This is a genomic window from Pseudochrobactrum saccharolyticum (genome assembly GCF_008801715.1).
GTDB lineage: Bacteria > Pseudomonadota > Alphaproteobacteria > Rhizobiales > Rhizobiaceae > Pseudochrobactrum > Pseudochrobactrum saccharolyticum.
The window spans coordinates 61,219-88,031 of record NZ_VZPG01000005.1; the positions used below are offsets into that span (position 1 = coordinate 61,219).

23 protein-coding genes are annotated in these 26,813 nt (G+C 52.6%); 16 read left to right on the plus strand and 7 right to left on the minus strand.

The features are described 5' to 3' along the window. Positions 1 to 16 precede the first annotated feature (16 nt). The 8 genes from F7P81_RS14360 to F7P81_RS14395 all read left to right on the plus strand — a co-directional run bounded on the left by F7P81_RS14360 (position 17) and on the right by F7P81_RS14395 (position 7,397). Positions 17 to 1,402 (plus strand): nitrous oxide reductase family maturation protein NosD, encoded by a 1,386-nt coding sequence (locus F7P81_RS14360; protein WP_151160199.1) that lies wholly within the window; start codon positions 17 to 19, stop codon positions 1,400 to 1,402. After that, positions 1,399 to 2,319, plus strand: coding sequence for an ABC transporter ATP-binding protein (locus F7P81_RS14365; protein ID WP_075656994.1), 921 nt, complete (start codon positions 1,399 to 1,401; stop codon positions 2,317 to 2,319). Before F7P81_RS14360 ends, F7P81_RS14365 begins: the two co-directional genes overlap by 4 nt. Further along, the gene (locus F7P81_RS14370) at positions 2,316 to 3,146 is read left to right on the plus strand and encodes an ABC transporter permease subunit (RefSeq protein ID WP_151160065.1); all 831 of its coding nucleotides are present in this window, start codon (positions 2,316 to 2,318) and stop codon (positions 3,144 to 3,146) included. The genes F7P81_RS14365 and F7P81_RS14370 overlap by 4 nt, the downstream gene beginning before the upstream one ends. Then, entirely contained in the window at positions 3,143 to 3,679 is a 537-nt protein-coding gene (locus tag F7P81_RS14375; protein ID WP_151160066.1) for a nitrous oxide reductase accessory protein NosL, read from the plus strand. The genes F7P81_RS14370 and F7P81_RS14375 overlap by 4 nt, the downstream gene beginning before the upstream one ends. Positions 3,680 to 3,707: 28 nt before the next feature. Beyond that, positions 3,708 to 4,718 carry an FAD:protein FMN transferase gene (locus F7P81_RS14380; RefSeq protein ID WP_246176141.1) on the plus strand — a complete coding sequence of 337 codons (1,011 nt, stop codon included), beginning with the start codon at positions 3,708 to 3,710 and terminating at the stop codon, positions 4,716 to 4,718. A 119-nt stretch (positions 4,719 to 4,837) separates the two neighbouring features. After that, the gene (locus tag F7P81_RS14385; protein WP_151160068.1) at positions 4,838 to 5,533 is read left to right on the plus strand and encodes a Crp/Fnr family transcriptional regulator; all 696 of its coding nucleotides are present in this window, start codon (positions 4,838 to 4,840) and stop codon (positions 5,531 to 5,533) included. 120 nt (positions 5,534 to 5,653) lie between these two features. Next, complete coding sequence (locus F7P81_RS14390; protein ID WP_022712562.1) at positions 5,654 to 6,100, plus strand: pseudoazurin; 447 nt, start codon at positions 5,654 to 5,656, stop codon at positions 6,098 to 6,100. A 136-nt stretch (positions 6,101 to 6,236) separates the two neighbouring features. Beyond that, complete coding sequence (locus F7P81_RS14395; RefSeq protein WP_151160200.1) at positions 6,237 to 7,397, plus strand: NnrS family protein; 1,161 nt, start codon at positions 6,237 to 6,239, stop codon at positions 7,395 to 7,397. Positions 7,398 to 7,404: 7 nt separating this feature from the next. Here the strand turns inward: F7P81_RS14395 and F7P81_RS14400 are convergent, their stop codons facing one another. From F7P81_RS14400 to F7P81_RS14410, 3 genes are all read right to left on the minus strand, one after another. After that, on the minus strand, positions 7,405 to 7,929 hold the full coding sequence (locus F7P81_RS14400; RefSeq protein ID WP_022712561.1) for a DUF2249 domain-containing protein: 525 nt from the start codon (positions 7,927 to 7,929) through the stop codon (positions 7,405 to 7,407). Positions 7,930 to 8,198: 269 nt separating this feature from the next. Continuing rightward, entirely contained in the window at positions 8,199 to 8,921 is a 723-nt protein-coding gene (locus tag F7P81_RS14405) for a L,D-transpeptidase (protein WP_022712560.1), read from the minus strand. A 302-nt stretch (positions 8,922 to 9,223) separates the two neighbouring features. Further along, a complete protein-coding gene (locus F7P81_RS14410; RefSeq protein ID WP_151160069.1) occupies positions 9,224 to 12,853 on the minus strand; it encodes a hydantoinase B/oxoprolinase family protein in 3,630 nt (1,209 codons plus the stop codon). 124 nt (positions 12,854 to 12,977) lie between these two features. Between F7P81_RS14410 and F7P81_RS14415 the strand changes: the two genes are divergently transcribed. From F7P81_RS14415 to F7P81_RS14450, 8 genes are all read left to right on the plus strand, one after another. After that, positions 12,978 to 13,574, plus strand: coding sequence for a winged helix DNA-binding protein (locus F7P81_RS14415; protein WP_022712558.1), 597 nt, complete (start codon positions 12,978 to 12,980; stop codon positions 13,572 to 13,574). 11 nt (positions 13,575 to 13,585) lie between these two features. Further along, positions 13,586 to 15,436, plus strand: a complete 1,851-nt coding sequence (locus F7P81_RS14420; protein WP_246176142.1) for an ABC transporter ATP-binding protein — start codon at positions 13,586 to 13,588, stop codon at positions 15,434 to 15,436. Positions 15,437 to 15,463: 27 nt separating this feature from the next. After that, positions 15,464 to 16,996, plus strand: coding sequence for an ABC transporter substrate-binding protein (locus tag F7P81_RS14425; protein WP_151160070.1), 1,533 nt, complete (start codon positions 15,464 to 15,466; stop codon positions 16,994 to 16,996). A gap of 68 nt (positions 16,997 to 17,064) precedes the next feature. Continuing rightward, positions 17,065 to 17,988 (plus strand): ABC transporter permease, encoded by a 924-nt coding sequence (locus F7P81_RS14430; protein ID WP_075657004.1) that lies wholly within the window; start codon positions 17,065 to 17,067, stop codon positions 17,986 to 17,988. 3 nt (positions 17,989 to 17,991) lie between these two features. Next, positions 17,992 to 18,849: an ABC transporter permease gene (locus F7P81_RS14435; protein ID WP_022712554.1), complete on the plus strand. Its 858-nt coding sequence runs from the start codon at positions 17,992 to 17,994 to the stop codon at positions 18,847 to 18,849. Beyond that, positions 18,846 to 20,591, plus strand: coding sequence for a M14 family metallopeptidase (locus tag F7P81_RS14440; RefSeq protein WP_151160071.1), 1,746 nt, complete (start codon positions 18,846 to 18,848; stop codon positions 20,589 to 20,591). Before F7P81_RS14435 ends, F7P81_RS14440 begins: the two co-directional genes overlap by 4 nt. Positions 20,592 to 20,871: 280 nt before the next feature. Next, positions 20,872 to 22,107 (plus strand): formamidase, encoded by a 1,236-nt coding sequence (gene fmdA / locus F7P81_RS14445; protein WP_151160072.1) that lies wholly within the window; start codon positions 20,872 to 20,874, stop codon positions 22,105 to 22,107. 8 nt (positions 22,108 to 22,115) lie between these two features. Next, positions 22,116 to 22,451, plus strand: coding sequence for an FmdB family zinc ribbon protein (locus tag F7P81_RS14450; protein WP_122010252.1), 336 nt, complete (start codon positions 22,116 to 22,118; stop codon positions 22,449 to 22,451). A 36-nt stretch (positions 22,452 to 22,487) separates the two neighbouring features. On the opposite strand, the gene F7P81_RS14455 is transcribed toward F7P81_RS14450, so the two are convergent. The 4 genes from F7P81_RS14455 to F7P81_RS14470 all read right to left on the minus strand — a co-directional run bounded on the left by F7P81_RS14455 (position 22,488) and on the right by F7P81_RS14470 (position 26,270). Continuing rightward, positions 22,488 to 22,931 carry an Lrp/AsnC family transcriptional regulator gene (locus tag F7P81_RS14455; protein WP_022712550.1) on the minus strand — a complete coding sequence of 148 codons (444 nt, stop codon included), beginning with the start codon at positions 22,929 to 22,931 and terminating at the stop codon, positions 22,488 to 22,490. 17 nt (positions 22,932 to 22,948) lie between these two features. Beyond that, positions 22,949 to 24,265, minus strand: a complete 1,317-nt coding sequence (locus F7P81_RS14460) for an NAD(P)/FAD-dependent oxidoreductase (protein WP_151160073.1) — start codon at positions 24,263 to 24,265, stop codon at positions 22,949 to 22,951. A gap of 103 nt (positions 24,266 to 24,368) precedes the next feature. Next, the gene (locus F7P81_RS14465) at positions 24,369 to 25,196 is read right to left on the minus strand and encodes a transporter substrate-binding domain-containing protein (protein WP_022712548.1); all 828 of its coding nucleotides are present in this window, start codon (positions 25,194 to 25,196) and stop codon (positions 24,369 to 24,371) included. A 108-nt stretch (positions 25,197 to 25,304) separates the two neighbouring features. Next, positions 25,305 to 26,270: an amino acid ABC transporter permease gene (locus F7P81_RS14470; RefSeq protein WP_151160074.1), complete on the minus strand. Its 966-nt coding sequence runs from the start codon at positions 26,268 to 26,270 to the stop codon at positions 25,305 to 25,307. Between the last annotated feature and the right edge of the window lie 543 nt (positions 26,271 to 26,813).

A 26,813-nucleotide genomic window follows, 5' to 3' on the forward strand; every position in this document is an offset into this window, starting at 1 on the left:
GCACACAACGCCCGCAATGAAGCAATATGCTTTGGCTACGGCTTTGTGTTTTTCCGGCCTGCTGCCCGCACTGATTTCTCCGGCACTGGCCGGAGAGATCATCGTATCTGCCGGACAAAATCTGCAAACCGTCCTTGATCAGGCACCGGCGGGGGAAACGATCCGCCTGCTCAAAGGGCGGCATGACGGGTCAGTCGTCATTGACAAGACAGTCATGCTGGAGGGGGAAGCCGGAGCCGTGCTTTACGGCTCCGGCACCGGCAATACGATTACCGTCAATGCACCGGAAACCATCATTCGCGGATTGGAAATCCGTGGTTCCGGCGACAATCTCTTTGATCTCAATTCCGGTATTTTCATCGCCAAAACCGCCACCGGCGCACGGGCGGAGAATAACCGGCTGATTGATAATCTCTATGGTATCTATCTGCATGGTGCCAAGGATTCCGTGGCCGAAGGCAATGAGATTATTGGCAAGCGCGGTGTACGCATGGCGCAAACCGGCAGCGGTGTTTCCATCTGGAATGCACCGGGTGCCAAAGTGCTGAATAATATCATCCGCTATGGCCGCGACGGCATTTATACCAATGCCAGCCGCAAGAATATCTTCCGTGGCAATCTCATGGAAAATGTACGTTTTGCTGTCCATTATATGTACACCAATGACAGCGAAGTCAGCGATAATATCTCGCGCAATAATTCTGTCGGCTTTGCCATTATGTATACCAGCCGGCTTAAAATTACCGGCAATCTTTCGGAGGGTGACCGCGATCACGGGTTGCTGCTAAACTATGCCAACAGTTCCGTCATCACCGGCAATCGGGTGATCGGCAAAATGCAATCGGCTGACCGCTGGATGGATGCCGGTGTTCAAAGCGCCGAGCATGGTATGCCAGAACCGGAAACTGACCCGTCTGCAGAGACTGGCAACCTGCGACTGGGGCCTGAGAAATGCGTTTTCATCTACAACGCCAATAAGAACAAATTCACCGGCAATCAGTTTGAAAATTGCAGCATCGGCATTCATTTCACGGCCGGTTCCGAAGGCAATGTGATGAGCGGCAATGCCTTCATCAACAACCGCAATCAGGTCAAATATGTCGGCACACGCAATCTCGACTGGTCGGCCAAAGGACGCGGCAATTTCTGGAGCGACAATCCCGCCTTTGACCTCAATGGCGACGGCATTGCTGACAGCCCCTACCGGCCAAATGATCTGATCGACAAAGTGCTGTGGACAGCTCCCCAAGCCAAAATTCTTATCAACAGTCCGGCGATCCAGACAATCCGCTGGGCGCAGACGCAATTTCCCGCATTGATGCCGGGTGGTGTCATTGACAGCTATCCGCTGATGAAACCGCCTGCGATGCCGGTCAAATCCGGAGGCGAAAATAAATCATGACTGAAACCGTAAAGCTTGCCGGTGTCACCAAAACCTATGGCACATTCAATGCCATCAGCGATGCGTCCTATGTGCTGAATGCCGGTGAAAATATTGCCTTGGTCGGCCATAATGGTGCAGGCAAGACCACGATGATCAAGCTGATGCTGGGATTGATCCGCCCGACACATGGCAAAGTGCTGGTGCTGGGTGAAGACCCTGCAGCCGGACAATTCGCGGCACGGCGCAAGCTTGGCTATCTGCCCGAGCATGTCTCCTTCAATATGGCACTGACCGGACGGGAGACCCTGTCTTTTTACGCCAAGCTCAAATCTGTTCCTGTGAAGGAAACCGCCGCGCTGCTCGATCATGTCGGCCTGTCCCATGCGGCAGACCGCCGTGTCGGCACCTATTCCAAAGGCATGCGCCAGCGGCTTGGTCTGGCACAGGCTTTGCTCGGCAAACCCGCCGTGCTGCTGCTGGATGAACCGACAACCGGCCTTGATCCGGCCTTGCGCAAAAACTTCTACGATTTGCTGGAGGTTATGCGTGCGGAAGGCACCACCATTCTGATGTCCTCCCATGCGCTCACCGAACTGGAAAATCGTGTCGGACGGGTAATTATCGCCAATCGCGGCAAGGTCATCGCAGACGGTTCACTGGATGATCTGCGCCATATTGCGCGTCTGCCGGTGCGTATCCGTGTCAGCTTAGCCGAAGGTGAAACCGCACCGCACAGCACCGGACAATCCCTGCGGATAGGCTGGCGGAAAACCGGCTTTGCAAGTTTTGAAGCGGATGTTTCCGCAGAAGATAAAATGCAGGTTCTGAACTCCGTTATCGCTCAAAACCATAACATCACGGATATTGATGTCATGGCACCGACACTGGATGAGCTTTACGCCCATTTCCTCACAGTTAAAGAGGCCGCGGAATGAAAAATCTCATTCATATTGCCGGCAAGGAAATTCAGGAAGGGTTGCGCAACCGCTGGGTGCTGGCAACCACTCTGCTGCTGGCTGCGCTGGCACTCAGCATGAGCTTTCTCGGCAATGCACCGACCGGCAGCACAATCGGTTCCAACCGGCTGGATGTGGTGATCGTCAGTCTCTCCAGCCTCACCATTTTTCTCATCCCGCTGATTGCGCTGCTGATCTCTCATGATGCTGTTGTCGGCGAGATGGAACGCGGCACCATGCTGTTACTGCTGAGTTACCCGATCGGGCGCAAACAGGTCATTCTTGGCAAGTTTCTCGGACAGCTCACTATTCTCGCTTTCGCGACCCTGTTCGGCTATGGCAGCACCGCCATAGTGCTTGCGCTGACAGGCGGCGGCATTGATGCGGCAAGCTGGCTGGCTTTGCTGTCGCTGATCGGCAGCTCTGTCCTGCTCGGCGCGGTATTCATCGCCATCGGCTTTTTCGCCAGCACAATCGTGCGTGAGCGCAGCACTGCTGCGGGTATTGCCATCGGCATCTGGCTGCTCTTTGTGCTGATCTATGACATGGCGCTGCTTGGCCTACTGGTCTTCGATCAGGGGCAGATGATCGGCACTGCTTTGCTCAATATTTTGCTGCTTATCAACCCGACAGATGCCTATCGCCTGCTCAATTTCGGCACAGGCGGTGCCGGTGCCCTCACCGGCATGGGCGGCGTTGCTGGCACCACAACTCTGAGCGCAGGTGTCCTCACTCTGGCGCTGGGACTATGGACTGCCATCCCGCTCGGCCTTTCCATACTCATCTTTTCAAGGAAAGAACTATGAGACTGATCTCTCTTTTCATCCCCGTTATTGCTGCTCTTACTCTGTCGGCCTGTTCACCAGAAAAACAGGCTGAGACACCCGCTCCGTTTGCACTGACTGAAGCGGCTATGGGGCGCTATTGCGGCATGAATGTTCTGGAACATAGCGGCCCGAAGGGACAGGTCATTCTTCATCCGGCAAGTGAAGCCATATGGTTCTCCTCTGCCCGTGACACGCTGGCTTTTACCATGTTGCCGGAAGAGCCGAAAAATATCGCGGCAATCTATGTCTCCGATATGGCCAAAGCCCCAAGCTGGGAGCAACCGGGCGCACAAAACTGGGTTGATGCGAAAAAGGCTTTTTTCGTCATCAACAGCAATGCCACCGGCGGCATGGGGGCTAAAGAAACCGTGCCCTTCTCTACCCGTGAAGCGGCAGAGCAATTTGCCAAAGATAAAGGCGGCGACATCGTTACCTTTGCCGACATTCCGCAGGACTATGTTCTCGGCACCTCAGACGCGCCAACTGAAGCACCAATGAGCACACATCACTAATCTCATGAATATTTGCACGGAGACTGCCATGACAAGCCGTATCAATCGCAGACGTTTTATCGGTATCAGCTGTGCTGCTGCGGGTCTGAGCCTCCTGCCGTTTCATGCCGGTGCATCTGCACATAATAATGCTGTGATCTGGCAGGGCTTTGCCCTTGGCGCACCGGCAAAAATCATTCTGCATCATCCCGACAAGAGGGCCGCAGAAGCCCTCCTCCGGCAGGTTCGTGCGGAAATCGCACGTCTGGAAGGTATTTTCAGCCTTTACCGGCCAGACTCTGAACTTGCCTCGCTCAACCGCTCCGGTGCTCTGGCGATGCCATCGCCGGAGCTGGTTGAGTTGCTGGAAAAATGCCGTGATTTTTGGGAGAAAAGCGGCGGTCTGTTTGACCCGACCATTCAGCCGCTTTGGGCATGTCTTGCGCGGCATTTCTCCGCAGAACATGCCGCCGCCTCCGGCCCCTCCGCACAGGAATTGCAGCAGGCGCAGTCTTTAACCGGCTTTGATGCCGTGCGTTTCAGTAAAGACCGGATTGTCTTTGACCGCCCGCATATGGCCATGACCCTCAATGGTGTGGCACAAGGCTATATTACTGATCTGATTACGCAATTGCTGGCAGACCACGGCGTTACCAATACGCTGATAAATCTGGGTGAATATCGTAGTCTGGATAATCAGCCCGATGGTACGCCCTGGCAGATCGGTATTGCCGATCTTGAAACTGATCCGCAGCCCGATGCGATGCTGCAACTCTCCGGTAATGCACTGGCCACATCCGGCGGCGCCGGTTTCCGGTTTGATCCGGACGGGCATTTCAACCATCTGCTCAATCCGAAAACTGCGAACAGTCATGAACTGTCTTCGTCCCGTTATCAGCGACTGACAGTTATCGCGCCTGACGCCACTTCTGCCGATGCATGGGCGACAGCCTTCAGCCTGATGGAGCAGGCAGAAATCCGTGCAATCCTGCAAAATATGTCCGCAACTTCTGTCTATATAAAAACTGAAAAAGATGGTTTTCAGCGGTTAAAAGTCTGAAAATGATAGCAATATATTGAATTGCGCCACGCTTCACAAAGCTTTACTACTCATCCCACATTGATGAACACAGGGTCGGTCACGGCGACGGCTCTATAGCGTATCATGACTGCAAAGGGATGAGTATGATTGACCGGACGCTTGTCAGCGCATTGCCGATCTTTGCAGGCATGGAAGAAAGCGCTCTGGACAAACTGCTCTCCAATGCGGTTCAGCGCCCTGTTGCCAAAGGCGCTAAAGTCTTCGAGCAAGGTCAAAAAGCAACCTCATTCTACCTGCTTCTGCAAGGCCGGTTGAAAGTCATGCAGGTTACCGCCGGTGGTCAGCAGCTGATTGTGCGCGTCGTCCATCCCGGTGATTTATTCGGATTTGCTCTGGCAATCGGGCGCACAGAATATCCGGGCACACCGATTGCTGTCGCCGACAGTATTGTACTCGCATGGCCGATGAACATGATGAACAGCTTTCTGGAGCGCAATCCCACGCTGGCAATTAACGCCATGCAGATGATCGGCCAGCGGCTGGATCAGGCGCATAACCGTATCCGTGAAATGTCCACGCAGGAAGTGGAGCGCCGCATCGCGCATACGGTTATCCGGTTAGCACAGGAAGCGGGCATTCATGAAGGTGCTGATATCCGCATTGATTTTCCGATTTCGCGGCAGGATATTGCCGAAATGACCGGCACCACATTGCATACGGTTTCACGCATACTCAGTAACTGGGAAACCAGAGGACTGGTCAAAGGCGGACGGCAATTGCTTCTGGTTTCCAATCTGACCGGACTTAAAAGACTGGCCGAGCACGAAGACTAAAATACTCCACCATTTTTGTCCGGTTTTTCAGCCTCTTTGCGCCCCGACAAAGAGGTGTGTTTCAATCTGTCTTAAGAAACGGGCAGCCGCTGAAGCGGTTACCTTTTTTCGGAGACTGACATGAAACTTACCGCAACAAAACTGGCTCTGACAGCAGGCGTTTTCGCCCTCTTCACCCTGCCGTCTCTGGCTGCCGATATTGAAGTACACATGCTTAATAAAGGCGCAGAAGGCGCAATGGTCTTTGAGCCCGCCTATATCAAAGCCAATCCCGGCGACAACATCATCTTCATCCCGACGGATAAAGGTCACAATGTCGAGTCGGTCAAAGATATGATCCCCGAAGGCGTTGAAAAGTTCAAAAGCAAAATCAATGAGAACTATACGCTGACAGTTCAGCAGGACGGCGCTTATCTGGTCAAATGCACACCGCATTATTCCATGGGCATGGTCGCGCTGATCGTTGTCGGTGATAATCCGGCTAATCTTGATGCCATTGTGGCTGCGAAGAAGCCAAAGCCGGTGCAACAGCGCCTCGAAAAAGCAATTGCCAGCGCACAAAAATAACAGCCCTGCCTGATGCAGGTTTGCATACCGGCCCGCATGTTGAGATGAGGACACCGCTGTGAACGCCCCTGATACCGCTGACCATCTGAAAAACGAAACCATCAAAACCAGAAAACCGGTGCCGCGCGGGTTAAAAATGACCGGCCCTGTGCTTTTCAGTTATGGTTTCAGACCGTTTTTCCTTGGTGCCGGTATCTGGGCTGTGCTTGCCATGCTGTTGTGGATTTTATCCCTCACACTCGGCATGCCGCTGGGCGGTTCTTATGATGCACTCAACTGGCATGCCCATGAAATGCTGTTCGGTTTCGGTTCTGCGGTTCTGGCAGGGTTTCTGCTGACCGCTGTGCCGAACTGGACCGGCAGCCTGCCGGTCTCCGGCACACCGCTGATCATTCTTGCCGGTTTCTGGCTGGCGGGACGTCTGGCCTTTCTCTATCCCGATCTCATCCATTTCTATGCGGCAATCGCATTGGAAAGCCTGTTTCTGCCATTGTTACTGGTCATTTGTGCAAGAGAAATCATTGCCGGCAAACAATGGAAAAATCTGAAAGTGCTGATCGGTGTCACACTTCTCACCATCGCCAATCTGATCTTCCATTATACCGTGATAACCGATGGTGATATTGCTTTTGCCAGCCGTATCGCTGTCAGTGCCTATGTGTTGCTGATTATGATTATCGGCGGCCGTATCGTGCCGAGCTTCACCCGCAACTGGCTCAACCGCAATCAGAAAACACGTTTTCCTGTACCGTTTAACCGCTATGATGCGCTTTGTATCATCACAGGCGCATTAACGCTTCTAAGCTGGATAGTTGCGCCGGAAACGCCGGTCACACTCGTGCTCGCCAGTCTGGCTGCGATCTTGCATATTGCGAGACTGGTACGCTGGCGCGGCTGGGAAACCGCACCGGAAAAACTCCTGCTCATCCTGCATATTGCCTATGCTTTCATTCCCGCAGGTTTTATCGCTATCGCTTTGTCTGCAGCGGATATGCTCAATGCCTATTCAACATTGCATATTCTGACTGTCGGCGCTGTCGCGACCATGATGCTGGCGGTGATGGGGCGTGCCACACGCGGACACACCGGCAATGCGCTCAGCGCATCTCCGCTCACCATTCTGTCTTATGTCTGTCTGATTGCCTCAGCACTCCTCAGACCATTTGCGGAAATTGTTCTGAATTATTTCCATACAATTCTGGCAGTGTCGGCGCTGTTATGGATCGCGGCCTTCACCCTTTATGTCATCGAATATGCACCGATGCTGCTGCAGGATCGTCGCCAGCGGGCAGAATAAGAACAAATCAATGAGCGCCGGAGCGTATCATCATCCGGTATGCTTCGCCGCTGGCATCAAAATTTCCGACCCATTGATGACCGGCATTTTCCAGCTCCGGCAGCAAGAAATGCGGCTCGGCAGAGAACAGCGCAAAGATCACCGCACCTTCTTCAATTCTGCCAAGCAGGCGCAGGATTTCTTCCGTAACAGTCTTCTGATCCGGCAATGAATAATCCAGATAATGCATCGGATCCGGCCAGATTTCCGGCACTACGGTTCGGGCAGACAGGCTGACCGGTTTTATCTCTTCTGCGGTTTCTTCTGAAATTGCCGGAGAGAAAATGACCTCCCAGTCACCACCGGTAATTTCACGGGCAGCACAGGAAAAACCTTTCCGCTCCATGACCTGAAACAACGGCACCGGACGGAAAGTTGCAAGCAATCTGAGGGATTGCCCTTCCTGCAAGCCGGAAACAGTCTGCATAATCAGTGGAAACGGCTCACCGCCCTCACGCAGCACCGGCCGTACATCCAGCTCAACTATTTGCATGTAAATCCCCCGTCATAGACAGAATCTTGATTCCGGTGCGTTTTCAGGAGGTCAGTTTAAACCGGAAGTCTTCAGAGAATAAACAAACCATGTGTGAATTATAATCATGGTTTGAGGACAGGATTTTGTTCTGTCGCAAATTGCTCGAAATAAGAATTAGCTTTTTAAAATTACGCTAAAATACACAGTGAGGTAAGCACGGACATATCGGTGACCGCGCGTAAAAGCGTGTGGTTTACACTCATTAAGAGCGTAAACCACAAAGCTGATTAACCGGCGGCCATCACTGAATGCGCCTGTCCGGTTTTGTTCAGGTCAGGAATAACGACGATATCACTGCCATCACGCACATTATCATACAGATGCATCACATCCTGATTGACCATGCGGATACAACCGGAAGAAACGGATTTACCGATGGTCCAATATTCAGGCGAGCCGTGAATACGGTAGATCGTGTCACGTCCGTCTTTATGGATATAATGGGCACGGGAACCGAGAGGATTTTGCAAGCCCGGCCCCATGCCGCCATTGGCGATGCTGTATGGTTCAAGCGCCGGATTACGGGCTACCATTTCATCCGGTGGTGTCCAGCGCGGCCACTTACGCTTATAGGCAATTTTCGCACGGCCGGACCATGCATAACCGTCTTTACCGACGCCGATACCGTAGCGGGTTGCACGGCCACCGGATTTAATGTGGTAGAGATATTTATTCGGGGTATCGACGATAACCGTGCCCGGCTTTTCATCCGTGATATAATCAACTTCCGTACGCCAGAATTTCTCCGGAATTTTCGACACATCGACTTCAGGAACCTGATAGCCTTCATCCCACACTGCATAATACATTGGCGGAGTGACAGGCTTGATTTTGTTGGCTGCAAGATCAGCCGAAGGGCGCTTGGTTTCACCGGTGGAAACGCAACCCGTCAAAGCAAGAGCACTGGCTCCAAGCAAGAAATGACGACGGGAGAATGCAAATTCAGACATTTATAGCTCAATCTTCATTGGAATTGACCCCGAACTATCATGTCTGTCCTTAAGTCAGGCTTAAGAGCAGTCACGGGATCTTTCACTTCATTCATTTATCTTTTCTGATTTACTGAACGCGGGAGGCTGCGTTTTTCATTCAGCAAGTCTGAAACCTGAGAAACCACATCTATGACAACAACATGGTAAAAACAGAATTAACGTATGAAATAATAAGTTTTCTGGATGACCTGTGGCATTTATAACAAAGCCCTCTGCGTTTCAGGCAAAGGGCTTTGTTCATTTCGTACTTATGTCAAAGTTCAGTTCTTGCCGTAGCCGCCACCGGTCGGGGTAATGATGGTGAAAGCCTCACCGGCTTTCAGAACTACCTGATCGCAGCCTTTCAGCACTTCGACAGCACCGTCCTGACGGCGGACTTCATTGCGTCCCAGCTGGCCGTCCTCACCGCCTTCAAGGCCAAACGGCCGTACACGACGATGGCCGGAGAGAATCGCAAATTCCAGCTCTTCCAGAGCACGGATGGTACGATGCGTACCATTACCCGCAGTCCATTTACCGCGGCCGCCGGAATTTTCACGGATATGGAAATCTTCCAGCATCACAGGGAAACGGGTTTCCAGAATTTCCGGATCGGTCAGGCGTGAATTGGTCATATGGGTATGAACCGCATCGGCACCATTGAAACCAGGGCCTGCCGGCGCACCGGAGCAGATGGTTTCATAATACTGATATTCATTATTACCGAAGGTCAGATTGTTCATCGTACCCTGTGCCGCAGCCATGGCCTTGGTTGCACCAAACAGGCAGTTGGTCACAGCCTGACTGACTTCCACATTGCCCGCCACAACAGCAGCCGGATAATGCGGTGACAGCATCGAGCCTTCCGGCACGATGATTTTGATCGGGCGCAAACAACCGGCATTCATCGGAATATCGCCGTCCACCAGCACGCGGAAAACATAAAGCACGGCGGCACGGGTAACCGGCTGCGGCGCATTGAAATTATCAGGACGCTGTTCAGACGTACCGGTGAAATCAACCGTTGCTTCACGCTTCACACGGTCAATCGTTACTTTGACTTCAATTTTGCTGCCCTGATCCAATTCATAGGTGAACTGACCATCCGGCAATTGATCCAGCACACGGCGCACGCTTTCGGCAGCATTATCCTGCACATGCCCCATATAGGCTTTCACCACGTCTTCACCAAAATGCACAATCATCTTGCGCAGTTCAGCCACGCCTTTTTCATTGGCAGCAATCTGGGCTTTCAGATCATTGACGTTCTGCGTGAGGTTACGCACCGGATATTTTGCGCCATTGAGCAAATCAGCCAGCGCTTCTTCGCGGAACTGCCCCTGATCGACCAGCTTGAAATTGTCGATATAGACGCCTTCCTGCTCAATATTCACCGCCAGAGGTGACATCGAACCCGGTGCAATACCGCCGATATCGGCATGGTGACCACGGCTGGCAACCCAGAAACGGATTTCTGTCTGCGCATCATCAAAGACCGGCGTACACACGGTCAGATCCGGCAGATGCGTGCCGCCATTATAAGGCGCGTTAATCAGGAACACGTCACCCGGTTTGATGACCGGATTTTCACGGATAGCTGTGGCAACAGAGGCATCCATCGAGCCGAGATGCACCGGCATATGCGGCGCATTGGCAACCAGATTGCCCGCAGCATCAAAGACCGCGCAGGAGAAGTCGAGGCGCTCTTTAATATTCACCGAATAGGCGGTATTCTGCAAAGTCACGCCCATCTGTTCCGCAATCGACATGAACAGATTGTTGAAAATCTCCAGCATGACCGGATCAGCTTCTGTACCGATTGCAACGCGTTTCGGCAGCGCTTTGATGCGGGTAAGCACCACATGATCATGCTCGGTCAGGCGTGCCTGCCAGCCATCTTCAATGATAATAGTCTGGTTTTTCTCAATAATGATTGCAGGACCGGTAACAGTCTGGCCGCGCTGCATGGTTTCACGCACCACAACAGCTGCATCATGGAACGCACCTTGTGAATAGAAACGCGTCTGACGATCAGCCTGCGCTTCAGTTGCCTCACCAATATTGCCTGCTGCCTCGCCCTCACCGGCACCACCGCCGACAGTTTCGAGTTCAACAGCATCAATGACCAGCGCTTTATTTTCCGCAATGAAACCAAAACGACGCTTATGCGCAGCTTCAAATTCGGCACGCAGGCGCGAAGCCGCATCAACTGCCGGATAAGTTGCCTCAACGGAAAGCACAGTATCGGTGCCCGCATAACGGATATGCGCGCGCAGATGTTTGGTGATAACTTTCTCATCCACGCCCTGCGCGGTGAGTTCCGCCACGCATTCTGCGGCCAGTTCTGCACCAAGACGCTGCAATTCTGCAGGCGCATCCGCATCAAGATCAACACCCAGCGCCTTCTGACGAGTGGCGCGAATATCTGCCAAGCCCATACCATAGGCGGACAGCAGACCGGACATCGGATGCAACAGAATATTCTTCATGCCCAACGCATCAGCCACCAGACAGGCATGCTGACCACCGGCACCGCCAAAGCAGCTGAGTGCATAACGGGTCACATCATAACCGCGCTGTACGGAAATCTTCTTGATCGCTTCCACCATATTGGCAACAGCAATACGAATAAAACCGTCTGCCACGCTTTCCGGTGTGCGATCATCGCCGATCTCAACAGCCATCTGCGTGAACAATTCACGCACGCGCTCAACATCCAGTGGCTTGTCCTGATCGGGACCAAAGATCGACGGGAAATAATCCGGAATCAATTTGCCGAGCATCACATTGGCATCGGTGACAGCCAAGGGACCACCATTGCGGTAACAGGCAGGCCCCGGATTGGCACCGGCAGAATCAGGACCAACGCGGAAACGACCGGCATCAAAATGCAAAATAGAACCGCCGCCCGCTGCAACAGTGTGGATCAGCATCATCGGCGCGCGAACACGCACACCAGCCACTTCGGTCTCAAAAGCGCGTTCATATTCGCCGTCAAAATGCGCCACATCTGTTGATGTACCGCCCATATCAAAGCCGATAACCTGCCCAAAACCGGCCGTTTCACCGGTACGGGCAAGTCCGACCACCCCGCCGGCAGGGCCGGAGAGAATAGCGTCTTTACCCTGAAACATATCCGCAGCCGTCAGACCACCGGAGGACATCATGAACATCACGCGCGCACCGGTACGCTCAACATCCAGCTCGCGGGAAACCTGCGCCACATAACGGCGCAAAACCGGCGACAGATAAGCATCAACAACGGTGGTATCGCCACGGCCGACCAGCTTAATCAATGGTGACACTTCATGGCTGACGGAAACCTGCTCAATGCCGATTTCACGGGCGATTTTGGCCACAGCAGCTTCATGGGCAGGAAATTTATAGGCATGCATGAAGACAATAGCGACAGCATTATAGCCTTCAGCTTTCAGGGCACGCAGCGCAGCTTCTGCCTGAGCCAGATCGAGCGGCAATTCAGTGTTGCCATCGGCCAGCACGCGCTCATCAATCTCGACAACGCGGTCGTAAAGCGCTTCCGGCTTGATGATTTCCGTTGCGAAAATATTCTTGCGTTCCTGATAGCCGATGCGCAGCGCATCACGGAAACCTTTGGTGGTCACCAGCGCCAGCTTTTCACCTTTGCGCTCCAGCAGCGCATTGGTGGCAACGGTTGTACCCATACGCACTTCACCGATTGCACCGGTCGGTACCGGCTCACCGGTTTTCAGCCCCAGATGCAAGCGGATACCCTGAACAGCCGCATCCTTATAGGCAGAAGGATTCTCTGACAGCACTTTGCGGGCGTGGAGCACACCCTGCGGGTCACGACCGATAACATCCGTAAATGTGCCGCCACGATCAATCCAGAAGTCCCAAGCCCCTGAAATCTCTTGTGTCGCTGCGCTCATTATCGGCTCCCTCACAAAATTATGCCGTTACGCTGAATGTTTATTGGAAAACATAGTTTCATTTTATTGACAAAATGTCGATAAGATGGTGACATAAAATACACAGGATTGGGAGACTGGCAATATGAGCAGGAAAAAATCGCCGCCACCGGCAGATCATAATGACGAGTCATTTATGGCCGAGGTCAGCCTGCCCAAGCATTTGCGCCCTGTCCCTTCCATCGGCCCTATTGTCTCTTCCGCCCATCTGGCAGAAGGCGGCTCCACCGCTTTATCTGAAGTTGAATATGGTTTGATTCTCGCGTCCCATGCATTCTCCCGCTGGATGGTACGCTGCATGGCCGCCGCAGGGCTGCCGGGTCTCTCCCCGATCGAAATTCTGATTCTGCACTCGATCCGTCATCGCGGACGTGAAAAGAAGCTTGCCGATATCTGTCTGGTTCTGGATATTGAAGACACGCATATTGCGACTTATGCCCTGCGCAAGCTGGAAAATGCCGGCTTACTGACCACCGGCAAGGCCGCAAAAGAAAAGACCGTCCGTATTACCGATAAAGGTGCTGAAGCCTGCGCGCGTTATGCGCAAATCCGTGAGCGTCTGCTCGTGGATTCCACAGCCAATGCCCGCCCTTCGGAAGAAACCCTGTCGGAAGTGGCGGCTCTGCTGCGCTTTATGTCGGGTGCATTTAATCAGGCAGCCCGTTCTGCCATTACACTATAAGGATGACCGGAGTGAACGACGCACAGCTTCGCCAAACAGCTGAAACCCAGCCTCTGCTGGAAGTCAAAGATCTCTCGGTAGAGTTCGGCACCGCCCGCGTGGTGGACGGATTGAGCTTTTCCGTTCGTTCCGGCCGCACAACGGCGATTGTCGGCGAGTCCGGCTCCGGTAAATCCATTACCTCTTTGTCGGTGATGCGTCTGGCAGATATGCTCGGTGCAAAATTCCCTGAGGGCAAAATCCTGTTTACCGGCGCGCAGGGACAGATGAACCTGCTCGAAGCCGAACAGAAGACGATGCGCGGCATTCGCGGCAAAGAAATTGCCATGATTTTTCAGGAGCCGATGACCTCGCTCAATCCGGTTTTCACCATTGGTGACCAGATTGCCGAAGTGCTGATGCTTCATGAAAAAATGAGCAAAAAAGCAGCGCTGAAAGAAGGCCAACGCCTGCTGGAAATGGTACGTCTGCCGGATGCACAGGGCATGCTCAGCCGCTTCCCGCACCAGCTTTCCGGTGGCATGCGCCAGCGCGTGATGATTGCAATGGCGCTTGCCTGCCGTCCGAAACTGCTGATTGCAGATGAGCCTACCACAGCCCTCGATGTAACCATTCAGGCGCAGATTCTGCATATTATCCGCGATCTCCAGAAAGAACTGGAAATGGCCGTGATCTTCATCACCCATGATATGGGTGTTGTTGCAGAAATGGCCGATGATGTTGTGGTGATGTGGAAGGGTAAAAAGGTTGAGGAAGGCGCGGTCAGCGATATTTTCGCCAATCCGCAGCATCCTTATACCAAAGTGCTGCTGTCAGCCGTGCCGAAACTCGGCAGCATGGCCGGTGAAGATTTCCCGAAACGTATGCCGGTGACAATTCTGGAAGATAATAAGCCGGTTCTGGTCGGTGAAACCCGCATTCAGGACACAGCCCGTCTCGATGAAGCGCCGCTCTTGTCGGTGCGTGATCTGTCCGTGCGCTTTAATATCAAGAAGAACCTGTTCGGCCGCACAACCCATGTGTGCAATGCAGTATCGCAGGTCAGTTTTGATATTCATCCGGGCGAAACACTGGCTCTGGTTGGTGAATCCGGTTCCGGCAAGTCCACCATCGGCCGCACAATCCAGCAATTGCAGAACCCGCTTTCCGGCGATATGCGTTTTAACGGCAAAGCCTTCTCAGAAATGAGTTCGGCAGAGCGCTTCCGCATGCGTCAGGAAGTGCAGTATATTTTTCAGGATCCGTTTGCCTCGCTCGATCCGCGCAAAACTATCCGCTTCTCGATTGCCGAGCCGATCCGCACACACGGTCTCATTCTTGATGAAGCCGCGATCACCAAGCGTGTTGACGAATTGCTGGAACGGGTAGGCCTGAGTTCAGCCGTTGCCGGACGTTATCCGCACGAATTTTCCGGTGGTCAGCGCCAGCGTGTTTGTATCGCCCGCGCGCTTGCTTCCAATCCGAAGCTGATTATCGCCGATGAAGCCCTGTCCGCGCTCGACGTTTCTATTCAGGCGCAGATCATCAATCTGTTTATGGATCTGCAGAAAGAACATGGTCTCGCTTATCTCTTCATCAGCCATGACATGGCTGTGGTTGAGAAAATGAGCCACCGTGTGGCCGTGCTTTATCTCGGTCAGATCATGGAATTAGGCTCACGCCGTCAGGTGTTTGAAACACCGTCCCATGATTATACGCGCCGCCTGCTCTCTGCCGTTCCTGTCGCCGACCCGCTGGCGCGTACCAACCGCGCAATGCTGGAAGGCGAAATTCCGAGCACAACACGCCGGATCGAGGACAAACCGCAGATCTGGCAGCATGAGGAAATCGCTAAAGGGCATTTCATTGCCCGCAGTGCATAAGTTTAATTTCAAAGGGGAGTCGAGACTATGAAGCTTAAAGCATTACTCACAGCGCTGACTGTCGGCACAGCATTGTCCGCTGTTGCTCTGTCATCCGCACCGGCATTCGCTGCCGGTAAAATGACCGTATCCTCGCCGCAGGATCCGGGCAGCTGGGATCCGATTGACACATTTCTGGTCAACTGGGCATCTGTTGCCACCAATATTTATGACGGTCTGGTCTATCGCGGCCCTGATCTGAAAATCGTACCGGCGCTCGCAACCTCATGGGAAGAGCTGGACGAAGGCAAGCGTATCCGCTTCAACCTGCGTGAGAATGTAAAATTCCACAATGGCGAGCCTTTCAATGCGGAAGCTGTCAAATTCACCTTTGAGCGTCTGCTCGGTGATGAAGGTGCCAAAGGCCCGCAGCGCTCCAACTATGTTGCAATTGAAAAAATCGAAGTTATCGACGACAAGACTGTCGATTTTCACCTGAAAGCGACCGATCCGGTTCTGATGACCAAGCTCGCCGGTTACGGCGCGATGATCGTGCCGCCAAAATATATTCAGGAAAAAGGCGATGATTTCTTCAACGCCAATCCTGTAGGCACCGGCCCGTTCAAAGTCACCAGCTACAAGCCAAAAGTCGGCATTCAGATGGAAGCTTTTGCTGACCATTGGGGCGGCGCACCAAAGCTGTCTGAACTTGAATACCGCTTCATCACCGAACCATCAACAGCCGTTGCCGAATTGCAGGCAGGCCGCGTTGATCTGGTAATCCCGCCAACAATTCCGATCGGCATGATCCCGACTATTGAAGCTGATCCTAATCTGGCGATTGTCACCACTGCCGGTCCAACCGTTTATTCGCTTCGTTATAATACCCGCGACGGTATTACCGCTGATGAACGTGTGCGTAAGGCGCTGATCCTCGGTGTTGATCGCGACACCATCATCAAATCCATTCTCGGTGGTCAGGCTGAGCCGATTGCCAGCCTTCAGGGGGCGCTTTCCTTCGGTTATGATGCCGAAATGAAGCCGCTGCCATATGATCCGGAAGGCGCGAAGAAGCTTCTGGCAGAGGCCGGTGTTAAGCCGGGTGCAGCCGTGCAGATCGACATTCGCGGTAATGATGCGACATTCAACGAAGTTGTGCAGGCTGTTTCCAGCTATCTACAGATCATCGGCATCAATGCGACCATCAAGCCATATGAAACCAACGTATTGCTGAATGACATCATCCCGCAGGGTAAAACCGGCGCGATGTTCCAGCAGTCATGGGGCGGCTGGACATTCGATTACGATAACACCGCTTATTCCATGTATCACGCCGGTGAAAAGTGGAACCCGTATGACAATGATGCGAAAATGAATGAGCTGCTGGAATCCCAGCGCGCCATCACAGATCGTGCCAAGCGTGAAGAAATCCTCAAGGAAATCGCGAAATACGCCGCCGACCGCGCATTGGAAATGCCGCTTTACAATCTCAAAGCGATTTACGGCATCAACAAGCGCGTGAAAGATTTCGTACCGGCACCGGACAGCCGTCTGCGCCTCACCGAAGTCAGCGTTGACTAATACAGCATCAACCGCGCCGTTTTTTTTGCCGGCGCGGTATTTCCTTGATCTTATAAAGGATAAGAATTTTGGCCGGGTTTCTGATCAAACGAATTTTACAGGCGATCTTTGTCGTCATTGTCGTGACTTTGACCGTCGCTTTCGCAATCCGTATGACCGGTGATCCGGCGCTGATGCTCACCCAAGGTGCGGGCAGCGTAACCGAGGCCGATCTGGAACGCATCCGTGAAGGTCTGGGTCTGAACCAGCCTTTCATCGTGCAATATATGAATTTCATCAAAGGCCTGTTCACGCTGGATTTCGGGCGCAGCTTTCTTGGCGGCACTCCGGTTTCCCTGCTGATTAAAGATGCCCTGCCTGCCACTTTGCTGCTGGCTTTTGCATCCATGGCCGTTTCGATCATTATTTCGATCCCGCTCGGTATTAAAGCTGCGGTATCACGCGGCAAATGGGCAGATCAGCTGATCCGCATCCTGTCGCTTGTCGGCCTGTCCTTCCCGAACTTCTGGCTCGCAACCATGCTGGTATTGCTGTTTGCCGTTGGCCTGCAATGGCTGCCGCCAAGCGGTATGGATGGTTTTGCCAGCTTCATCATGCCTGCGGTGACAATGGGGATTATCCTCACTGCTACCAATGTGCGTCTGGTGCGCACCTCCATGTTAGAGACCCTGCAGTCACAGTATATTATGGTGGCACGCGCCAAGGGCCTGAGCGAAAACAAGGTGCTGTACAAACATGCACTGCGCAATTGCGCCATTCCGCTGATCACCTATTTCGGCCTGCAATTCGGCGGGTTGCTCGGCGGTATTGTGGTGGTTGAGCGCGTGTTCAACTGGCCCGGCATGGGCACTCTGGCTTTCGATGCGGTTTCCGGTCGTGACTATCCGGTTCTGCAGGCAAGTATCACCGTACTGTCGCTCATGATTATCGGTGTCAATCTTCTGGTCGATATTGCCTATGGTCTTGTCGATCCGCGTATCCGGACGGAGTAGAAAATGGCCGCGAAAACTTCCTCTTCCCTGTTGTTCTCCCGCCTGTTCAGCCTCGAATTCATTCTCGGTGTCGGCCTCACAGCCATTATCTGTCTTGCCGTGCTGTTTTCCGGCCTGCTGTTTCCGGGTGGTGCGGACAAGATCGACCTGATGGCGCGTCTTACGCCGCCATTCACCAATATGTCCCATATTTTCGGCACCGATCCGCTCGGCCGCGATGTGCTGGCACGCGTAGTCACCGGCGGTAAAATCTCGCTACTGGTCGGCTTTGTCTCAGTTGCCGGTGCCGTGGTTGTCGGCGTTATCATGGGTCTGATTGCCGGTTACTATCGCGGTTTCTGGGATATGGTGGTGATGCGCTTTGCCGATGTGCAGCTCGCATTGCCATTCATCCTGCTGGCCATTACCTTTATCGCCATTGTCGGTGGCGGCCTGATGAACACCATCATCCTGCTGATCGTTTCCCAATGGGTACAATATGCCCGTCTGGTGCGCGGTTCGGTACTGGCGCTGCGTGAGCGTGAATTCATCCTCTCCGCCCGTGCAATCGGTGTCAAAGACTGGCGCATTATTTTCCAGCACCTGCTGCCGAACCTGCTTGGTCCGGTGATCGTGCTGATGACACTGAATGTCGCCAATAATATCCTGCTGGAATCCAGCCTGACGTTCTTGGGGCTTGGCGTTGATCCGACGATTCCGAGCTGGGGTGGTATGCTGGCCGATGGCCGTACTTACTTGCAAACCGCATGGTGGGTCAGTGTTTTCCCAGGTTTGGCAATTTTGCTGACAGTGCTTGGTCTTAATCTTCTGGGCGACTGGCTGCGTGACAGCCTTGATCCGACAGGGAGAACATCACGATGAGCACGATCTTTGAAAAAAGCTTTGAGCGCAGCCTCGACAAGCTGGTTTCCCGCTTTTCCGATGCGTCGATGAAAGGCGCAACGGTTGAGGCATGGCTGTTCGATGATCTGCAAAGCCGCAAAGCTGCGGAAGCAAAATTGCAGGCACTTGGCGTTAGCGCCAAACTGCATAGTGCCTATAAGCCGCTGGTGCATTTCTTTCTTGAAGATGTGGATTGCGGCAACCTCAAGCAGATCAGCATCGCCTATCCTGCCCATGAAGCTTGCACACCAAACCGTTTTCTGCTGGAAACCTATCCGCTGAGCAAACTGACCGGCGATGCGGAAGTCGGGTTCAAGCCATCCGGCAAACAGGATTTCACCTATCAGGTGACCCTGAAAGACAAAAACGGCACCGCCACGCAACACGAGGTTTTCGCACCAAACCGCACCCATCAGGATGCGGTTGGCGAAACCTTATTGTCGCCGACCGGCTGGTTGAAAGTCACCCATCAAGGCACGACCAAATCCGAGCGATTTGAGACAGATTTTGAACAGCTGTTCCATGCCGGTATTGCCGCTGTTGCCGATCATGCATGGGGCGATACAGAGCCTTATTTTGAAGAGCTGAATATTGCCGTCTCGCTACCAGTCAAAGATCAGAAGCTGGCCTATGCGGAAGAAGCAATCAGCCTGACTGAAGCGCTGCACGAAGATTTCTATTTCTCACTGCTGGAAGTGTTTCAGAAGAAATCCGGTCGCCCGCTCGGTGACCGTGGCTTGCAACCGGGGCAGATCGTACCGGAAATTACTTATGCCGATGCGGCACCTTCAATCCGCATCAGTAACCGCGCTTTGTCCACACAAGACAGCACCGGCGAGAACCAGCCGCTTGCCACAGCACAAGCACCGCTTTTTGCAGCACAAATTGCACAGGAGCTGGAGCTTATTGGTGGTGAGGCTTTTGAGGCCAAATCCCGTTCCGGCCGCAGCGTTCTTGGCCGCTATATCAAAGGCACTGATGAGCCGATGATTATCAGCGGCGGTCAGCATGCCAATGAAACCACCGGTGTGGTCGGTGCATTGCGTGCAGCTCATGAGCTGAAATCCCGTAAAGGCGCGCATTTCACCATCTCCCCGCAGGAAAATCCTGACGGCTATGAGCTGCACCGCCGTCTCTGCGCTGATAATCCGAAACATATGCACCATGCGGCGCGTTACACCGCTATGGGCGATGATCTGGAATATCGGAGCGGCGAGAAGCTCTGGGAAAAAGCCATCCGCACACAGGCTGAAGCGCTGACCGGTGCCAAGCTTCACGTGAATCTGCACGGCTATCCGTCTCATGAATGGACACGCCCGCTCTCCGGCTATATTCCGCGCGGTTTTGGCATGTGGACATTGCCGAAAGGCTTTTTCCTCATCGTCCGCCATCACTCCGACTGGACACAGCAGTCCGAAGAACTGGTTGATCATGTCACCCGTCATCTCTCGGCCATTGACGGTCTGGTGGAATACAATAATGCGCAGATCGTCTTGTTTGAAAAACATGCAGGCGAAACCGGCTTCCGCATCATCAACGGCTTCCCTTGCCTGATCGGTGTTGATGACCGTCATACGGTACCGCTGACGCTGATCACCGAATATCCGGACGAAACCATTTACGGCGAAGATTTCATTCGCGGCCATACGGCGCAAATGGAAACAGTGCTCTCAGCCTATGAGGCACTGCAAAAATTATCCGCCAAATGGTACATTGCTTGAATAAAAATCCCGCCGCTTCAACAAAAGCGGCGGGATTTTTTTAATTTATTATACCAACAGGTAAAAATGCCTCATGGCACCCCGCTTTACTTCACCCTGCTGACAAAATAGGCTTTCCTTGCTTCTGATATTTCAGCATCGGCCATCAAACCAATATCTGAATAAAACCAGAGACATATAAAAAATAATCCGGCCTTTTGCTTTCCTTATCAGATGCACAAGACAATCGCAGTTCCGGCTCAAAACAGTCCGGAAATGGTGTGTGTAAAGAGGAGAGACCATGCCTGAGACTCTGATTTCCGTTGATCTTTCACAGTCCGCTTATGACAATGAGAACCTGCATAACCGCTGGCATCCGGATATTCCGATCAATGTCTGGGTTGATCCCGGTGATGACTTCCTCGTCGAGACTGTCGACTGGACCGGCGGTGCGATCAAGAACAATGATTCCGCTGAAGATATCCGCGATGTCGATCTGACAACGGTGCATTTTCTCTCCGGCCCTATCGGTATCAAAGGTGCCAAACCCGGCGATCTTCTCGTCGTTGACATTCTCGATGCCGGAACACTCAAGGGTCATGAATGGGGCTTTAACGGCTTCTTCTCCAAGACCAATGGCGGCGGCTTTCTGACCGACCATTTCCCGAGCGCCCAGAAATCCATCTGGCATTATGAGGGCATGTTTACCCGCTCCCGTCACGTTCCGGGTGTCAGCTTTGCCGGTATGATCCATCCGGGTCTGATCGGTACGCTGCCTGACCGTAAAATGCTGGAAATGTGGAACACACGTGAGCTTGGTCTGATTGCAACAGAACCAAATCGTGTGCCACCACTGGCCAACCCGCCGCATGCCCGCACAGCGCATCTTGGCTCGATCAAGAAGGGTGAAACCTTCGACAAGATTGCAGCGGAAGGCGCACGTACTGTTCCGCCACGCGAACATGGCGGCAATTGCGATATTAAAGACTTGTCACGCGGTTCGAAAATCTATTTCCCTGTCTATGTTGACGGTGCAGGCCTCTCCATGGGTGATCTCCACTTCAGTCAGGGCGACGGCGAAATCACCTTCTGCGGTGCCATCGAAATGGCCGGTGGCTGGCTGCACATCAAAGTCGATCTTATCAAAGACGGCATGGCAAAATACGGCATTCGCAATCCGGTCTTCAAACCATCGCCGATGGTGCCGAATTATAAAGACTATTTGATCTTCCAGGGTATTTCCGTGGATGAACAGGGTCATCAGCATTATCTGGATGCCAATGTTGCCTATCGTCAGGCCTGTCTCAATGCCATCGAATATATGAAAAAATTCGGCTATTCCGGTGCTCAGGCCTATTCGATTTTAGGGTCTGCTCCGGTGCAGGGACATTTCTCCGGCGTGGTGGATATTCCGAACTCCTGTGCGACTTTGTGGTTGCCAACCGAAATCTTCGATTTCGATATCAGCCCGTCCGCAGCAGGACCGAAGAAGTTCCTCGACGGCTCCATTGATATGCCGATTGCCTATGATCTTTGAGGTGAAACATGCCGGTTTATGAATATGCCTGCGAAGAATGCGGGCCATTCACAGCACTGCGTCCGATGTCGGAATATGATCAGCCTTGCGCCTGTCCGGACTGTGAAACATCCGCCAAACGCGTCATGCTGACAGCGCCCAATCTTGCATCGATGAATGCAAATAAACGCAATGCAATGGCGGTGAATGAACGCAGTTCCCATGAACCGATCAGTTCAAAATCATTAGGACACGGGCCGAATTGCGGCTGCTGCGGATCAAAATCCAAGAAATCCAAGGCAAAAGTCTCGGCAAATGGCGCGAAGAGTTTTCCTTCCGCCCGCCCATGGATGATCAGTCATTAAATCTGCAAATAAAAAAGGCGGGTCTTCCCGCCTTTTTTACAAATTAACACCGCGATTGAATTTTGTTTCCATCACAATATTCGATGTAGTGCGGACAATACCCATCATTTCATTGATCTTGTTGATCTCGGCATTAAGCTTTTCCAGCGTATCCGTGCAGATGTGAATAATCAGATCCCAGTCACCGGAGATCGAATGTACAGCCTGTACCGCTGTCAGTGTTTTCAGTTGTTTGATAACATCAGGAAAATTCTTGTTGTTCAGTGCCGCAAAGGTAAAGCACTGGATCGGTGAGCGGTTCACATTCGAACCGAGACGCACCGAATAACCGTCAATAATCCCGTTGGTTTCCAGCCGCTGGATACGCTCCTGCAAAGCCGTGCGGGATACGCCAAGCTGGCGCGCCAGAGACGCCACAGATTCACGAGCGTTTTTCTGCATCAACGCCAGTAACTGCTTATCCTTATCGGTCATTTGCATAGTCGTCATTCCGTGTCTTAACGATGGGCGCCCTTATAGCGGCCTTCCTGAAAGTAATCCATCAGGCGCAGATAATAGTAGACGCTTTCAGCGGCCAGCGGGCCGAAAATACCGCCATTCCATGTCAGACCATAAGGTTTGAACAGACGGATACGATCGCTTTCGCCACTCACAGCTTCAGCCACAACACGTCCGCCGATAGCAGTCGTATTCATACCGTGACCGCCGAAAGAGCTGCATGCCCACACACCATCTTCAACTTTGGCAATGTGAGGCATTTTATGGCGCGAATAGCCCATCAGACCCGACCATGCCTTTTCGATTTTCACATCTTTCAGACCGGCAAACACATCGCACATATCCTTGCGCAGAATTGCAGCGAGACGTGTCTCATCCTGCTCATTCTTAGTGGTAATGCGCCCGCCCCAGAGAATGCGGTCACCTTCCACCACACGATAATAATCGGATGAGCGACGGTCATCACCGACCGCATCTGTAGTGCGGATGAAATCCTGTAAACGGCTGCCCAGCTTTTCAGTCAGTACAACATAAGTGGCGATCGGCAGGAATGAACGGCGCAGCTTGCCAAACTGGGAACCGCCATAACCACCACAACACAACACCACATCATCGCATTGCACAGAACCCTGTGCGGTTTTCACCGTATAACGTCCTGTGGCACCGGCCTGTGGGTTACGGGTGAAGGACTGCATCGCACTGTCTTCAAAAATCCGGCCGCCTTTGGCACGGATCAGATCCGCCAGACCCAGTGCATAATTCAGCGGATGAAAATGGAAGCCGGTACTGTCACGCAATGCCTGTTTATAGATCGGCGTATTCAGCTTCTGACGAACGGCAGCAGTGTCGAGATATTCATATTCATAATTGAAATGCTGCGCCATACGATCACGATAGCGCTGCATCTGGTCGGCGGCCTCATAGCGCACAACGCTGAGCTTGCCTTTGACAATATTGCAATCGGGCAGATTATTCTGCTCAATATTCTCACGGACAATTTCCACGCCTTCAACCGACATGGCAAACAGCTTTTTTGCATCCTCAAAGCCGCTGCGTTTTTCAATCGCGCCCAAGCCTTCAGCCCAGCCGTTCAGACAGAAGCCGCCATTGCGCCCCGACGCACCCCAGCTCACTTTATTCGCTTCAATCACGATCACGGATTTATTGCGCTTCAGCAATTCCCATGCGGTTGTCAGACCGGCAAGCCCCCCGCCGACAATACAAACATCGGCCTGCAAATTTTGCTGCAAGCTTTCATAGGCAGAAGATGAAGCAACGCGGGTGGCGCTGTAATAGGTAGCCGGATATGAACTCATAATGATACTGCTTCTTACAGAAAATGCGTTTCAATTTGTAAAAGACAATACCGGTTTCTGACTACGGGGGAAGTCCAGAAACCGGCATGCATAAACAGACTGATTATTTAAGCTTGGTATAATCCACGCCGTACCACTTTACGGACAAATCAGACATTGTGCCGTCTGTTTTCAGCTGTTCAAAGATCTCTTTAACCTTAGCTGAGAACTCAGGATCACCCTTGTCAACGGCAACAGCCAGCGGCTCGTAGAATGCCGGCTCATCTGCCAGTGCGCGGATCGGATAACCGCGCTTCACCGCATTTTCCACGGTTGGCATAGCGGAGACTGTCGCATCAAGACGGGTGCCGTCACCAAGACGCAGATCATCCAGCGGGCCTACGCTGTCGCCATAGGTTTTAATATCGCCCGGCTTCACGTCATATTTGAATTCCGGCACACCAACGGCATCAATCTTCAGGCTGCCATTGATATAATCTTCGGTGGTTGTGCCGCCTTCAACACCAATGGTCTTGCCGTTCAGATCTGCACGCTTTTCAGCCTTGGAATCTTTGTGCACGGTGAAAACATAAGGCGTGTAATAATAAACAATCGGGAAATCGAGCACACGGGCGCGGCCTGATGTCGGGGTCATGGAACCTACAGAAATATCCCAGCGGCCATTCCAGTGACCGGCAGTGATAATGCCCCATTCCGGTGTCACAAAACGGGCAGTCGCACCCAGACGTTTGGCAACTTCGGTTGCAACATCAATGTCAAAACCCACCAGCTTGTCGTCTTTCATGAAAGACTGCGGTGGCCAGTTCGCGGCAGTTGCCACAACCAGTTCTTTTTTGCTGGTCACGCGATCCAGCGTTTCACCGGCAAAAGCAGGCAGGCTGACAGTCAGTGCCAGTGCTGCAACGGCGGCGGATAAAATTGCATTCTTCATATGGTTTCCTCCCCAGAGCATAGCGCTAATCAAATGACCTCACCGGAATAAACGCTATGCGAACAACAATAGATAGTTGTGGTCAGAACGGCTGACCGCCCGTATTCATCAGCGCTCCTGACGCTTCATGCGATGTTCCAGCACGGCCTGACAGCGTTCGAGAATGATCGACAAAATCCAGTACAGCAGTGCAGCAGTGATCAGCATTTCCAGATGGCGGAATTCTTCACGACCCTGCGTACGGGCAAGGAACATCAGCTCCCAGACACCAATCACCGAGACAAGTGATGAATCTTTCAGCATCGCAATGAACTGGTTTCCTGTCGGCGGGATGATCAGTTTCATCGCCTGCGGCATGATTACTTTGCGCATAGTGGTGAACGGACGCAGACCAAGGGCACGGGCAGCTTCCCACTGACCACGCGGAATGGACATGATCCCGCCGCGAAAAATCTCGGTCATATAAGCGCCGTAGCAGAGCGACAGAGCAAGCACACCGGCGGGAACCGCATCAATCACATAGCCAAGCTGCGGAATACCTAGATAAATCAGATAGATCTGGATCAGCAGCGGCACGCCGCGGAAAAATGAGGTGTAAAATGAGGCGATAGCAACCGCAAAACCGTTCTGTGAAAGTTTGGCAACCGCACCAACAATCGCCAATACAAAAGCAATCGCAATGGAAATCGCCGAGATATAAACGGTCGTGAATACGCCCTGCGTAATCAGGAATGGCAGCTTCGACAGGATAAAAGTGTAAGACAGATCAAAGCTGTAGAAGAAATACAGAGCAGCAGAGAGCAATGCCAGCCAGACAACGATCGTCTGTATCTGCATCGGCAATTTACCGACAAGATTGATAATCAGCGTCAGAACCAGCGAAGTGACGGCTGCAACCGCAATTATGCCGCCCGATGTCTGCAATAATCCGGCCAAACCCGTAGCGGCAGCATCGGCTGCACCTGTCAGATGCCAGTTCTTCCAGACCATAAAAATGAAGGTAACAAGGGCGAATGCGCCCAAAAACCACGGTTTTTGCGTGATTTTATTTTTTTGTACTTTATCGTAATACATGCTGCTCTGCTCCCTGCCTCTATGTCTCCGCCAAAAAAGCGCAGGCTTCCACCCGAACATTTGCCGGAAATGACACAAAAGGCAGTCAAAATCACTGAAATAACAGTCATAATGCGATTCAAAGCAGCAGATTTAACTGCATAAGCGCATGGTGAAGTCTCTTAAAAGTGATTTCGCAGGTCATAAAAGACTGAAACACGGGTCAATGACCGTCATTTTCACATTATTTCTCGCCGGATATATCGCAAGATATTAAACAGTGTTTTCAGGACACAGCGTTGCCGGTTATGCGACTTGATTTATCCCTGCCCGCACCATAAATTCGGCTCATGCAGCAAGAACCGGAACTGTCCGGCGCTTTGCTGATAATAATTTTAATCGTTCTCAGGGCGGGGTGTAATTCCCCACCGGCGGTAACAGGCGGAAGTCTGAAGCCCGCGAGCGCTTAATCGAATGATGGCGGCATGATCTATATCATCATCTTGCAGGCTCAGATTTTGGTTATGGCGTGCTGAAAATGGTGTTTTTCGAAAACCGGAGCGG